General features: G+C 56.2%; 15 protein-coding genes. 12 read left to right on the forward strand and 3 right to left on the reverse strand.

What is annotated here, in order from left to right; all coding sequences use genetic code 11:
• The 3 genes from B9Y90_RS14470 to B9Y90_RS14480 all read left to right on the forward strand — a co-directional run bounded on the left by B9Y90_RS14470 (window position 1) and on the right by B9Y90_RS14480 (window position 3133).
• Window positions 1-924, forward strand: coding sequence for a Gfo/Idh/MocA family protein (locus tag B9Y90_RS14470; protein WP_085541640.1), 924 nt, complete (start codon window positions 1-3; stop codon window positions 922-924).
• Between the two features lie 113 nt (window positions 925-1037).
• Window positions 1038-2573, forward strand: coding sequence for a murein biosynthesis integral membrane protein MurJ (gene murJ, locus B9Y90_RS14475; RefSeq protein WP_085541641.1), 1536 nt, complete (start codon window positions 1038-1040; stop codon window positions 2571-2573).
• 77 nt (window positions 2574-2650) lie between these two features.
• Window positions 2651-3133: a cold-shock protein gene (locus B9Y90_RS14480; RefSeq protein WP_039291841.1), complete on the forward strand. Its 483-nt coding sequence runs from the start codon at window positions 2651-2653 to the stop codon at window positions 3131-3133.
• A 54-nt stretch (window positions 3134-3187) separates the two neighbouring features.
• On the opposite strand, the gene flgN is transcribed toward B9Y90_RS14480, so the two are convergent.
• The 3 genes from flgN to flgA form a co-directional block, all read right to left on the reverse strand.
• The gene (flgN, locus tag B9Y90_RS14485; RefSeq protein ID WP_039301840.1) at window positions 3188-3613 is read right to left on the reverse strand and encodes a flagella biosynthesis chaperone FlgN; all 426 of its coding nucleotides are present in this window, start codon (window positions 3611-3613) and stop codon (window positions 3188-3190) included.
• Between the two features lie 2 nt (window positions 3614-3615).
• Window positions 3616-3909, reverse strand: a complete 294-nt coding sequence (flgM, locus tag B9Y90_RS14490; RefSeq protein ID WP_039291844.1) for a flagellar biosynthesis anti-sigma factor FlgM — start codon at window positions 3907-3909, stop codon at window positions 3616-3618.
• A gap of 95 nt (window positions 3910-4004) precedes the next feature.
• Window positions 4005-4664, reverse strand: coding sequence for a flagellar basal body P-ring formation chaperone FlgA (flgA, locus tag B9Y90_RS14495; RefSeq protein WP_085541642.1), 660 nt, complete (start codon window positions 4662-4664; stop codon window positions 4005-4007).
• A gap of 159 nt (window positions 4665-4823) precedes the next feature.
• On the opposite strand from flgA, the gene flgB reads away from it, so the two are divergent.
• The 9 genes from flgB to flgJ are packed head-to-tail and all read left to right on the forward strand — an operon-like array spanning window position 4824 to window position 12022.
• Window positions 4824-5234 carry a flagellar basal body rod protein FlgB gene (flgB, locus tag B9Y90_RS14500; RefSeq protein WP_038473701.1) on the forward strand — a complete coding sequence of 137 codons (411 nt, stop codon included), beginning with the start codon at window positions 4824-4826 and terminating at the stop codon, window positions 5232-5234.
• 3 nt (window positions 5235-5237) lie between these two features.
• Window positions 5238-5642, forward strand: a complete 405-nt coding sequence (gene flgC, locus B9Y90_RS14505; RefSeq protein WP_008453499.1) for a flagellar basal body rod protein FlgC — start codon at window positions 5238-5240, stop codon at window positions 5640-5642.
• A gap of 11 nt (window positions 5643-5653) precedes the next feature.
• Window positions 5654-6352: a flagellar hook assembly protein FlgD gene (gene flgD, locus B9Y90_RS14510; protein WP_039291850.1), complete on the forward strand. Its 699-nt coding sequence runs from the start codon at window positions 5654-5656 to the stop codon at window positions 6350-6352.
• A 26-nt stretch (window positions 6353-6378) separates the two neighbouring features.
• Window positions 6379-7629: a flagellar hook protein FlgE gene (gene flgE, locus B9Y90_RS14515; RefSeq protein WP_039291852.1), complete on the forward strand. Its 1251-nt coding sequence runs from the start codon at window positions 6379-6381 to the stop codon at window positions 7627-7629.
• 20 nt (window positions 7630-7649) lie between these two features.
• Window positions 7650-8405, forward strand: a complete 756-nt coding sequence (locus B9Y90_RS14520) for a flagellar basal body rod protein FlgF (RefSeq protein ID WP_008453495.1) — start codon at window positions 7650-7652, stop codon at window positions 8403-8405.
• 30 nt (window positions 8406-8435) lie between these two features.
• Window positions 8436-9218 carry a flagellar basal-body rod protein FlgG gene (flgG, locus tag B9Y90_RS14525; RefSeq protein ID WP_039291854.1) on the forward strand — a complete coding sequence of 261 codons (783 nt, stop codon included), beginning with the start codon at window positions 8436-8438 and terminating at the stop codon, window positions 9216-9218.
• Between the two features lie 55 nt (window positions 9219-9273).
• Window positions 9274-9969: a flagellar basal body L-ring protein FlgH gene (locus B9Y90_RS14530; RefSeq protein ID WP_139827400.1), complete on the forward strand. Its 696-nt coding sequence runs from the start codon at window positions 9274-9276 to the stop codon at window positions 9967-9969.
• An 11-nt stretch (window positions 9970-9980) separates the two neighbouring features.
• Window positions 9981-11078 carry a flagellar basal body P-ring protein FlgI gene (locus B9Y90_RS14535; protein ID WP_045782048.1) on the forward strand — a complete coding sequence of 366 codons (1098 nt, stop codon included), beginning with the start codon at window positions 9981-9983 and terminating at the stop codon, window positions 11076-11078.
• Complete coding sequence (gene flgJ, locus B9Y90_RS14540) at window positions 11078-12022, forward strand: flagellar assembly peptidoglycan hydrolase FlgJ (RefSeq protein WP_039291863.1); 945 nt, start codon at window positions 11078-11080, stop codon at window positions 12020-12022. Before B9Y90_RS14535 ends, flgJ begins: the two co-directional genes overlap by 1 nt.
• Window positions 12023-12030 lie beyond the last annotated feature (8 nt).

The following is a 12030-nucleotide window of genomic DNA, read 5'->3' on the forward strand; positions in this document are numbered from 1 at the left end:
ATGACAAAATTACGTATTGGCGTGGTGGGGCTGGGCGGGATCGCGCAGAAAGCCTGGCTTCCGGTTCTGGGCGCATCCGGCGACTGGTCGCTGGTGGGCGCATTTTCACCGACCAAAGAGAAAGCGCTGCCGGTGTGCGAAACCTGGCGCATGCCGTATATCGATTCGCTCAGCAATCTGGCGGCACAGTGCGACGCTGTTTTTGTACACAGCGCCACCAGTTCCCACTACGCGGTGGTGAATGAGCTACTCAACGCCGGCGTTAGCGTCTGCGTGGATAAGCCGCTGGCGGAAAACCTGGCTGACGCCGAAAAGCTGGTAGAGCTTGCCGAGCGCAAAAAACGCACCCTGATGGTGGGCTTTAACCGCCGTTTTGCCCCGCGCTATCAGCAGCTAAAGGCAAAGTTGTCTGCCGGGGCATCCTTGCGGATGGACAAACATCGCAGCGACAGCGTTGGCCCGGGCGATCTGCGCTTCACGCTGCTTGATGACTATCTTCACGTCGTGGATACCGCACTCTGGCTTGGCGGCGGTAGCGCTCAGTTGCAAAGCGGGACGTTGCAAACCAACGAGTCAGGGCAAATGCTGTATGCCGAACACCATTTCAGCCAGGGTAACCTGAGCGTGACGACCAGTATGCATCGCCGTGCCGGAAGCCAGCGAGAGTGGGTACAGGCGGTAACCGAGGGCGGGCTGTATGAAGTGACGGACATGCGTCAGTGGCGCGAAGAATGCGGCGCGGGCGTGGTTGAACAGCCGATCCCTGGCTGGCAGACTACGCTGGAACAGCGCGGCTTTGCGGGGTGCGCGCGCCACTTTATCGACTGCGTGGCAAACCAGACTGTGCCGGAAACCTCCGGCGAGCAGGCGCTGCTGGCGCAGCGTGTCGTCGAGAAGCTCTGGCGCGAGGCAATTAGCGAATAAGCTGTAACATATCGCGGTAGCAATTCAGCGCCGTATCGGTAGACTATGCCGACTTGTCATCATCCATGTACGCCTGCATTGCAGGCGTTCATGTTTGTGGAATAACAGAATAAATGAACCTATTAAAATCGCTGGCGGCCGTCAGCTCGATGACCATGTTTTCACGCGTGCTTGGCTTTGCGCGCGACGCCATTGTGGCAAGGGTATTTGGGGCCGGGATGGCGACGGACGCCTTCTTTGTTGCTTTTAAATTGCCAAATCTGCTGCGCCGAATTTTTGCCGAAGGCGCGTTCTCGCAGGCGTTTGTACCGATTCTGGCCGAATACAAAAGTAAGCAGGGCGAAGATGCCACTCGCGTTTTTATCTCTTACGTTTCCGGGCTGCTGACGCTTGCGCTGGCGCTGGTTACCGTCTTAGGGATGCTTGCAGCCCCGTGGGTGATTTTGGTTACCGCACCAGGCTTTGCCGACACGGCAGATAAATTTGCGCTAACGTCGAGCCTGCTGCGCATTACCTTCCCGTACATTTTGCTGATCTCACTGGCGTCGCTGGTGGGGGCGATTCTCAACACCTGGAACCGCTTCTCCGTACCGGCGTTCGCCCCAACGTTCCTGAATCTCAGCATGATTGGCTTTGCGCTGTTTGCCGCCCCGCACTTTAATCCGCCGATTCTGGCTCTGGCCTGGGCGGTGACGGTGGGGGGCGTATTACAGCTGGCCTATCAACTGCCGCACCTGAAGAAAATTGGCATGTTGGTGCTGCCGCGTATCAGCTTTAAGGATGCGGGAGCAATGCGGGTTATCAAGCAGATGGGGCCGGCGATCCTCGGCGTTTCCGTCAGCCAGATTTCACTGATCATCAACACTATCTTTGCGTCGTTCCTGGTGTCAGGCTCGGTTTCCTGGATGTATTATGCCGACCGCCTGATGGAGTTTCCGTCCGGGGTGTTAGGCGTGGCGTTAGGCACTATCTTGCTGCCGTCGCTGGCGAAGAGTTTTGCCACCGGCAACCACGATGAATATTCCCGCCTGATGGACTGGGGGCTGCGTCTTTGCTTCCTGCTGGCGCTCCCTAGCGCAGTAGCGTTGGGGATTCTGGCCAAACCTCTGACTGTCTCTTTGTTCCAGTACGGCAAGTTCTCCGCTTTCGATGCCCTGATGACCCAGCGGGCGCTGGTGGCGTATTCGGTCGGTCTGATGGGACTTATCGTGGTCAAGGTGCTGGCACCAGGCTTCTACTCCCGACAGGATATTAAAACCCCGGTTAAAATAGCCATTGTGACGCTGATTTTGACCCAGCTAATGAACCTCGCGTTTATTGGCCCGCTGAAACATGCGGGGCTTTCTCTGTCGATTGGTTTGGGGGCCTGTATTAACGCCTCGCTGCTTTACTGGCAGCTGCGCAAGCAGGATATTTTCCAGCCACAGGCGGGGTGGACGGCTTTTCTGTTGCGCCTGGTTGCTGCCGTGCTGGTGATGTCTGCGGTACTGATTGGGATGATGTACGTTATGCCTGCTTGGGATCTGGGCAATATGCCTTATCGCCTGTTGCGGCTGATGGCGGTGGTGGTGGCCGGCGTCGTCGCTTATTTTGCGACGCTGCTGTTGTTGGGCTTCAGGCTGAAAGATTTTGCCCGCCGCACGATTTGATTTTTGCTGGGTGGATGACGGTTTCGTCACGCCACCCTATTCTTTATATGTTGAAAGATTAATTAGGTGACAGAGCGATGAGAGGAATAATCACAACCTGGTTCGAAGACAAGGGCTTCGGATTTATCAAAGATGAAAACGGTGAAAACCGTTATTTCCATGTGATTAAAGTCGCCAACCCGGAGCTTATCAAAAAGGACGCGTCGGTGACCTTCGAACCGGGTACCAATAATAAAGGGCTGTCGGCGTTTGCCGTGAAAGTGGAACCCGAGAGCAAGCATCTGTTTATTGCGGGCGAGCGGCTGAAAATCACCTCGATCAAATCTTTTGTGGTGTACAGCGAAGAAGAGCCCGCGGACGGGAAAATTGATAAAGAAAATGCGGTGCTGTCTGTTGGCCTGCTGATGAATAGCATTCGCCCGAAGGCAGAGAAAAAAGAAGGGGAAATGCGGACGGTGAAAAAACTGGCCGTGACCACGTTCCAGGGCGAAACGCACCTCTTCTCAGAAGATGAGATTGATATTGAGGCGACGGTAAAAGTCCTGAAATCACTGAAATAAGCAAACGGCTGGTCAAGGAGAGTGTTGGCCAGCCGTTTTCATTGGCGAGGAAAATCAGATGGTGATTTTTTTTCCGCCGCGATTGCCCTGCGACGTTGCCTGCCCGTCGGCACCATAGAAGTCCGGTGCCTGATGCGGTTTTAATACGGCAATAGCCTGCTCATTGCGCGTCATTTGGTCTTCCAGTAACCAACCGTTGTGCTGGTTAATGTCCCGCAGGTGCAGGGTTTTTTGCGTAATCGTCTGCCAGCGCTGGCTAACGTCCAGGCTGGTAACCGCCCCGGCGTTTTGTTCCGCGCGACGCTGCTGCTCCAGGTAATCCAGCGTAGCCAGCAGCGAGCTTTTATCTTCAGTTATACGTTGCAGCGCGTTACTGTTTATCTGGCCTGCAGAAAGCTGCAGCTGTTCAGCGTCCATCACCTCTTTCAGTGAATTCAGCACTGCGGTCATTTGGTCCAGCACTTCTAACAGACGACTCACCGTTATTTACTCGACAAATAGCTTTGGGCTTCCTGGATCAGCGCGTCGGCGATTTTGCCGGTATCCATCTTCAGGTCGCCGTTACGAATCGCCGTCTTCAGCGCTTCAACGCGTTCCATGTTGATATCGCCGGTGCCTGGCTGCATCAGTTTGGCCTGCGCATCGCTCAACTTTACGCTGGTGCTGTTGGCGGTGGTGGATTTTTCAAGACGGCTTTTCAGCGTCTGTGGATCGCTGGTTTCACGTGGTTGTACGGTGCTTACCGGTTTCAGTGGCGACGTGCGATCAATGCTCATTGTTCTCTCCTCATCGAGGGGCTCGCGGCGTAAGAGCCAGTCAGTATCATTTGTTGATAGTACTATCGGCAGTCGCCGCGGAATCTTTAAAAAGATTATAGATTAATCAGAATATTCCCATCAGCATCCACCGTCCCGCTCACCACCTGCCCTGAAGACATACGAACGCGGGCATTTTGCGCGACAGCGGCGTTATTCAGCGCCTTGCCTTCACCGTTGACGCTAAAGCCTTCGCCGGAGGCAATTACCTGAACCTGCTGACCGGCTTTCACTCGCCAGGCCTGGCGCACCATCGTCTGAATGACCGGCTGCCCGGGCGCAATATCCCGGAGCGAAACCGCGTCTGTCGCCTGGCCGAGATCCAGCATAGTGCGTGGTGGCAGTTGGTCAAGGCGGCCCTGTGTTAACTGCACGCTATTGGCATCGATCCTTGCACCGCGGGCGATAGGGCGACTGGCAACCACATACTGTCCCGTGGCGATCACCTGAACCTGAATAAATCGTTTGTCGCTGCCGCAGCGTGCCATAACGCTGACGTTGCCCCACAGTTTGGCATTGCCGGGCGTTGAGAATTCTGGCTGAGGGCAGGTGGGAAGCTGAGCCTCCGGCGTTTTCACTTTGACGCTGACGTCTTCGCTGATCCCCGCCAGCCGCTGTTGAAAATACTCAGTCAGCGGCCCATCGAGTGCGCTCGCCAGGGCCAACTGACTGACCAGTAAACTGGCTATGCCGCTCAAGATTTTCAGGCTTCTCATCGCGCTTCTCCGTATTCAGATTGCGGTGATTTTAACCGCGAGCCGTTTTGATCAAGGCGATAAATAGCGACGTATTTTGCGTTTATTCCACCCATCGCGTACGCGTAAGGCGCTTTAAGCTTTCGGACGATTCCTAATTCTATGGACTATGGAGGAAGCATGCTCGATAAACTGGACGCCGCACTGCGATTTCAGCAAGAAGCGCTTAATTTGCGTGCCCAGCGCCAAGAGATTCTGGCCGCGAATATCGCCAATGCCGACACGCCGGGCTTTCAGGCGCGCGATATCGACTTTGCCAGTGAAATGAAAAAAGTGATGGAGCGCGGACGCGTTGAAGGAGGCGGCATGTCTCTGGCGCTCACTTCGGCACGCCATATCCCGGCACAAACCCACTCCACTCCGTCGCTCGATCTCCTCTACCGCGTACCTGACCAGCCCGCCATGGACGGTAACACCGTCGATATGGACCGTGAACGTACGCAGTTTGCCGATAACAGCCTGAATTACCAAACAAACCTCACGGTGCTTGGTGGGCAAATCAAAAGCATGATGTCGGTGCTACAGGGATAATCGATGGCCTTACTCAATATTTTCGACATCGCCGGTTCGGCTATGACAGCCCAGTCCAAACGCATGAACGTGGCGGCAAGTAACCTCGCCAACGCCGACAGCGTCACCGGACCAGACGGTCAGCCTTACCGTGCAAAACAGGTCGTTTTCCAGGTGGATGCTGCCCCAGGGGCTGCGACCGGTGGCGTTAAAGTGACCAAAGTGATTGAGAGTGATGCGCCCGATAAGCTGGTCTTCCAGCCGGGTAACCCGCTCGCGGACGCACGCGGCTATGTGCGTATGCCTAACGTCGATGTGGTCGGAGAGATGGTCAACAGCATGTCCGCCTCCCGCAGCTACCAGGCCAACGTCGAGGTGCTCAACACCGTGAAGGGCATGATGATGAAAACGCTCACTCTCGGTCAGTAACAGGAGCCTATATGTCCATTGCAGTCAAAATGAACGATCCGACTAACGATGTTGATCCTACGGCTGGAGCATCAAAAAACAGCCTGACCGGCAACAGCGCGGCAGACCTGCAGGGGAGCTTTCTGACCCTGCTGGTGGCGCAGTTAAAAAACCAGGATCCGACCAACCCGATGCAGAACAACGAACTGACCACGCAGCTGGCGCAGATCAGTACCGTTAGCGGTATCGAAAAACTCAACACCACGCTGGGCTCGGTTTCCGGGCAGATCAATCAGAACCAGTCCCTGCAGGCCAGTTCGCTGATTGGTCATGGCGTCATGATCCCGGGCAACAAAATTCTCGCGGGGACCGATTCAAAAACCAACACCATCAGCACCACGCCGTTTGGCGTCGAGCTGCAGCAGGCGGCGGACAAAGTCACGGCCACCATCTCCGATAAAGACGGCAAAGTGGTTCGTACTATCGAGATTGGTGGGCTGAGTGCCGGGGTGCATACCTTTACCTGGGACGGCAGCGCCAACGACGGCACCAACGTGCCGGATGGCTCTTATACCGTGGCGATCAATGCCACTAATGGTGGGACACAGCTGGTGGCTCAGCCGCTGAACTTCGCCATGGTGAGCGGGGTTATCAACGGCAAAGATGGCCTCAAACTGGATCTCGGGACCTACGGTTCTACGACCCTCGATGCAATCAGGCAAATTATTTAAGCCTATAACCTAAGCAGGAGTAAGACATGGCGTTTTCTCAAGCGGTCAGCGGCTTAAATGCTGCGGCCACCAACCTGGACGTGATTGGTAACAACATTGCCAACTCCGCCACCTACGGTTTTAAATCCGGCTCGGTCTCTTTTGCCGATATGTTCGCAGGCTCTAAAGTAGGCCTGGGCGTTAAAGTGGCGGGCGTGACCCAGAACTTTGGCGACGGTACCACCACCAGCACCGGCCGTGGCCTGGACGTGGCTATCAGCCAGAACGGTTTCTTCCGCCTGGTGGATAGCTCCGGCTCCGTATTCTACAGCCGCAACGGGCAGTTCAAGCTGGACGAAAACCGCAACCTTGTGAACATGCAGGGCCTGCAGCTGACCGGCTACCCGGCAACCGGTACGCCGCCAACCATTCAGCAGGGTGCCAACCCGGTAGGTCTGTCCGTGCCAAACACGCTGATGGCGGCGAAAACCACCACCACTGCGTCCCAGCAGATCAACCTGAACTCCACCGACAAACTGCCAACGGTCGGGACGTTCAATCCAGCCGATGCGAACAGCTACAACAAGAAGGGCACGGTAACCGTTTACGACAGCCAGGGTAACGCCCACGGCATGGACGTGTACTACGTGAAGACCGCAGACAATACCTGGCAGGTCTACACCAAAGATTCCTCCGTGGCGGGCTCTACGCCAACCTCAGCAGGGTTTATGCGTTTCGACAATAACGGCAACCTGCAGGGGATTACTGCCAATGCTGCCGATCCGATTCCAAACCCGAACACGCTGCCAACCAGCATCAACGTGACCACCGGCGTCACCAATGGCGCGACGCCTGCTACCTTCGCGCTGAGCTTCCAGAACTCCATGCAGCAGAACACCGGGTCTAACAACATCGTGGCGACCAACCAGAACGGCTACAAGCCGGGCGACCTGGTCTCTTACCAGATTAACGATGATGGCACCGTGGTCGGGAACTACTCCAACGAGCAGACCCAGCTTCTGGGGCAAATCGTGCTGTCCAACTTTGCGAACCCTGAAGGTTTGCAGTCCCAGGGCGATAACGTCTGGACCGCGAGCAACTCTTCCGGCGTTGCGCTGCTGGGCCTCGCGGGGACGGGGAACTTCGGGACCCTGACCAGCGGAGCGCTGGAGTCTTCGAACGTGGATCTGAGTAAAGAACTGGTCAACATGATCGTCGCGCAGCGTAACTATCAGTCGAATGCGCAGACCATCAAAACCCAGGACCAGATCCTCAACACCCTGGTTAACCTGCGCTAAGCGCCTGAAGGGACGGCTTAATGGATCATGCAATCTACACCGCCATGGGCGCTGCCAGCCAGACGCTGAATCAACAGTCAGTCACGGCGAGCAACATGGCGAACGCTTCGACACCGGGCTTCCGCGCGCAGCTTAATGCTTTGCGTGCTGTCCCGGTTGAAGGGCTTTCTCTGCCAACCCGTACCCTGGTGATTGCTTCAACGCCAGGGGCCGATATGACGCCGGGTCAGTTGGACTACACCTCGCGCCCGATGGACGTGGCTTTGCAGCAGGATGGCTGGCTGGCGGTGCAGACGCAGGACGGCGGAGAAGGCTATACCCGCAACGGTAACATTCAGGTCAGCCCTGCCGGTCAGTTGACCATCGGTGGCCGGCCCGTTATCGGCGAAGGTGGCCCTATTGCGGTACCGGAAGGTTCGCAGCTCACCATTGCTGCGGACGGGACTATCTCCGCGTTGAATCCGGGCGATCCGCCAAATACCGTGGCGCCGATTGGCCGACTGAAGCTGGTGAAAGCCACGCAGCAGGAAGTCGTGCGCGGTGATGACGGGCTATTCCGTTTGAACCCCGCTGCCCAGGCAACACGCGGTGCTATAGCCCAGGCCGACCCAACCATTAAGGTGATGTCCGGCGTACTGGAAGGCAGCAACGTCAAACCGGCAGAAGCGATGGCGGACATGATCGCCAACGCCCGTCGTTTTGAGATGCAGATGAAAGTTATCGCCAACGTTGATGAAAACGAACAGCGCGCTAACACGCTGCTGCAAATGACCTAACGCCCGGCTTACTTATTACAGGATTCAAACATGATCAATTCTTTATGGATCGCCAAAACGGGTCTTGATGCACAGCAAACCAATATGGATGTGATTGCCAACAACCTGGCAAACGTCTCCACCAACGGTTTCAAGCGTCAACGCGCCGTGTTTGAAGATTTACTTTATCAAACCATCCGTCAGCCGGGGGCTCAGTCTTCTGAGCAAACGACGCTGCCGTCGGGTTTACAGATCGGGACCGGTGTTCGTCCGGTAGCCACCGAGCGTCTGCACAGCCAGGGCAACCTGTCTAAAACGGACAACAGCAAAGATGTGGCCATCAAAGGCGAAGGCTTCTTCCAGGTTCTGCTGCCGGACGGTACCGCCGCCTATACGCGCGACGGTTCCTTCCAGGTTGATCAGAATGGCCAGCTAGTGACGGCGGGTGGTTTCCAGGTACAGCCTGCGATTACCGTGCCTGCAAACGCGCTGAGCCTGACTATCGGCCGTGACGGTGTGGTAAGCGCAACCTTGCAGGGGCAAACCGCACCAGTACAGGTTGGGCAACTGAACCTGACGACCTTTATGAACGACACCGGCCTGGAAAGTATTGGTGAGAACCTCTACACCGAAACGCAGGCGTCCGGTGCGCCAAACGATTCCACGCCGGGATTGAACGGCGCAGGTCTGCTCTATCAGGGCTATGTTGAGACCTCAAACGTAAACGTGGCTGAAGAGCTGGTAAACATGATCCAGGTTCAGCGCGCCTACGAAATCAACAGCAAAGCGGTCAGCACCACCGACCAGATGCTGCAAAAACTGACGCAAATGTAAGGCGTTTGCCGGCGCGTGAAAGCGCGTCGGCTGCCGTGACCTGAAGATGAAAGCAATGCAAAACCCAATGGTGCTCCGTCCTGTTCTCCTGAGTCTGGTGTTTGCCGTAAGCGGCTGCGCCTTAGTACCAAGTAAACCGCTGGTTGAAGGCGCCACGACCGCCCAGCCGGTGCCTGGTCCTGCGCCAACGATTAACGGTTCAATATTCCAGACCGCGCAGCCGATGAATTACGGCTATCAGCCGCTGTTTGAAGACCGTCGTCCGCGTAATATCGGCGACACCCTGACCATCCAGCTTCAGGAAAACGTCAGCGCCAGTAAGAGTTCCTCGGCGAATGCCAGCCGCGATGGAAAATCCTCTCTCGGCTTCGATACGGTTCCGACGTTTGCATCGGGATTACTGGGAGGAGGAAAAGCTGACCTGAACGCTTCCGGCAGCAATGGCTTTAACGGTAAAGGCGGCGCCAACGCCAGCAACACCTTCAGCGGCACCTTAACGGTAACGGTCGATCAGGTGCTGGCCAACGGAAACCTGCACGTTGTAGGTGAGAAACAGATTGCCATCAACCAGGGGACGGAGTTTATCCGGTTCTCTGGCGTAGTGAACCCGCGCACCATCAGCGGCAGCAACACCGTTGCGTCGACCCAGGTGGCGGATGCCCGAATTGAGTATGTCGGTAACGGCTACATTAATGAAGCGCAGAATATGGGCTGGCTGCAGCGCTTCTTCCTTAACGTATCGCCGATGTAAGCGAGGGTACCATGGTTAAATATTTATTCGGGTTAGTTGTGCTGCTGACCGCAGCTTATGCATCAGCTGACCGCATTCGTGACCTGACGACCGTGCAGGGCGTGCGTGAAAACTCCCTGATTGGCTACGGCCTGGTGGTTGGGCTGGACGGTACCGGTGACCAGACGACGCAAACGCCGTTTACCACACAAAGCCTGAACAACATGCTTTCCCAGTTGGGCATTACCGTGCCGACCGGCACTAACATGCAGCTGAAAAACGTGGCGGCAGTGATGGTGACGGCAAAATACCCGGCGTTTGCGCGAGCAGGGCAAAACATTGATGTTGTTGTTTCGTCCATGGGTAATGCGAAGAGCCTGCGCGGCGGTACGCTGCTGATGACGCCGCTCAAAGGCGTGGATAACCAGGTTTATGCCCTGGCACAGGGTAACGTCCTCGTGGGTGGTGCGGGCGCAGCGGCAGGTGGCAGCAGCGTCCAGGTGAACCAGCTTAACGGCGGGCGTATCACCGGCGGCGCGGTCATTGAGCGCGAGCTGGCCGGGACTTTCGGCAATGGCAACACCCTCAACCTGCAGCTTAATGATGATGATTTCAGCCTGGCCCAGCGGATCACCGACACCATTAACCGCTCCCGTGGTTTTGGCAGCGCAACAGCGCTGGATGGTCGTACGATCCAGATCCGCGTGCCAAGCGGCGGTAGCTCTCAGGTTCGTCTACTGGCGGATATTCAGAACCTTGAAGTGAGTATGCCGGTGCAGGATGCGCGCGTGGTGATCAACTCTCGCACAGGTTCCGTGGTGATGAACCGCGAAGTGACGCTGGATAACTGCGCCGTTGCGCAGGGTAACCTGTCGGTGACTGTTAACCGTCAAAATCAGGTCAGTCAGCCGAATACGCCATTTGGCGGCGGTCAGACCGTCGTGACGCCGCAAACCCAGATTGATTTACGCCAGAGCGGTGGTTCGGTACAGCGCGTTAATTCAAGCGCGAACCTGAATAACGTGGTGCGTGCGCTGAATGCGCTGGGGGCATCGCCTATCGATCTGATGTCTATCCTGCAATCCATGCAAAGCGCAGGCTGCCTGCGTGCGAAACTGGAAATCATCTAATGCTGACTGACGCCCGTTCACTTGCCAATGCCGCGTTTGATGCCAACTCGCTCAATGATTTAAAGGCGAAGGCCGGACAAGATCCTAAGGGTAACCTGAAAGAGGTGGCTCATCAGGTGGAAGGGATGTTCGTGCAGATGATGCTGAAAAGTATGCGTGAAGCGCTGCCGAAAGATGGTCTTTTCAGCAGCGAGTCCACGCGGATGTATACCAGCATGTATGACCAGCAGATAGCTCAACAGCTGAGTGCGAAAGGACTGGGGCTGGCGGATGCGATGGTCAAGCAAATGAGCAACGAGCAGATCGAGCCGTCGGAAACGGCGGGGCAGGTGCCAATGAAACTCGATCCGCAAACGGTCACCAGCTACCAGAACCAGACGCTAACGCAAATGGTGCGTCAGGCCGTGCCTCGGGCGCCTTCTAACGAAGAGCCGATGAGCGGAGACAGTAAAGACTTCCTCGCGCAACTCTCGCTGCCAGCGCGTTTAGCCAGTGAAGCCAGCGGCATTCCACACCACCTGATTCTGGCGCAGGCTGCGCTGGAGTCTGGCTGGGGGCAGCGTCAGATCCGCACCGAAAAAGGCGAGCCGAGCTTTAACCTGTTCGGCGTCAAGGCGACATCGGGCTGGAAAGGGCCGACCACGGAAATCACCACCACCGAATTTGAAAACGGTGAGGCGAAGAAGGTGAAAGCGAAGTTCCGTGTATATAGCTCGTACCTGGAAGCACTTTCTGACTACGTTGGCTTACTGACGAAAAACCCACGCTATGCTGCCGTGACAAATGCATCTTCAGCAGAGCAGGGCGCTCAGGCGCTGCAAAATGCCGGTTATGCAACAGATCCGAACTACGCACGCAAGTTGACCGGCATGATCCAGCAGCTGAAAGCCATGAGCGACAAGGTTTCCAAAGCTTACAGCACTGATTTGTCGAATTTGTTCTGAACAGACTC

The sequence above is a fragment of the Cedecea sp. NFIX57 genome (genome assembly GCF_900177785.1).
GTDB classification, from domain to species: Bacteria; Pseudomonadota; Gammaproteobacteria; order Enterobacterales; family Enterobacteriaceae; genus Cedecea; species Cedecea neteri_C.

Coding starts and splice junctions, on each gene's coding strand:
- B9Y90_RS14520 (WP_008453495.1), top strand. CDS start 7,650: ATGGATCATGCAATCTACACCGCCATGGGCGCTGCCAGCCAGACGCTG.
- murJ (WP_085541641.1), top strand. CDS start 1,038: ATGAACCTATTAAAATCGCTGGCGGCCGTCAGCTCGATGACCATGTTT.
- flgA (WP_085541642.1), bottom strand. CDS start 4,664: ATGAGAAGCCTGAAAATCTTGAGCGGCATAGCCAGTTTACTGGTCAGT.
- flgB (WP_038473701.1), top strand. CDS start 4,824: ATGCTCGATAAACTGGACGCCGCACTGCGATTTCAGCAAGAAGCGCTT.
- flgE (WP_039291852.1), top strand. CDS start 6,379: ATGGCGTTTTCTCAAGCGGTCAGCGGCTTAAATGCTGCGGCCACCAAC.
- B9Y90_RS14480 (WP_039291841.1), top strand. CDS start 2,651: ATGAGAGGAATAATCACAACCTGGTTCGAAGACAAGGGCTTCGGATTT.
- B9Y90_RS14470 (WP_085541640.1), top strand. CDS start 1: ATGACAAAATTACGTATTGGCGTGGTGGGGCTGGGCGGGATCGCGCAG.
- flgG (WP_039291854.1), top strand. CDS start 8,436: ATGATCAATTCTTTATGGATCGCCAAAACGGGTCTTGATGCACAGCAA.
- B9Y90_RS14535 (WP_045782048.1), top strand. CDS start 9,981: ATGGTTAAATATTTATTCGGGTTAGTTGTGCTGCTGACCGCAGCTTAT.
- flgM (WP_039291844.1), bottom strand. CDS start 3,909: ATGAGCATTGATCGCACGTCGCCACTGAAACCGGTAAGCACCGTACAA.
- B9Y90_RS14530 (WP_139827400.1), top strand. CDS start 9,274: ATGCAAAACCCAATGGTGCTCCGTCCTGTTCTCCTGAGTCTGGTGTTT.
- flgJ (WP_039291863.1), top strand. CDS start 11,078: ATGCTGACTGACGCCCGTTCACTTGCCAATGCCGCGTTTGATGCCAAC.
- flgC (WP_008453499.1), top strand. CDS start 5,238: ATGGCCTTACTCAATATTTTCGACATCGCCGGTTCGGCTATGACAGCC.
- flgD (WP_039291850.1), top strand. CDS start 5,654: ATGTCCATTGCAGTCAAAATGAACGATCCGACTAACGATGTTGATCCT.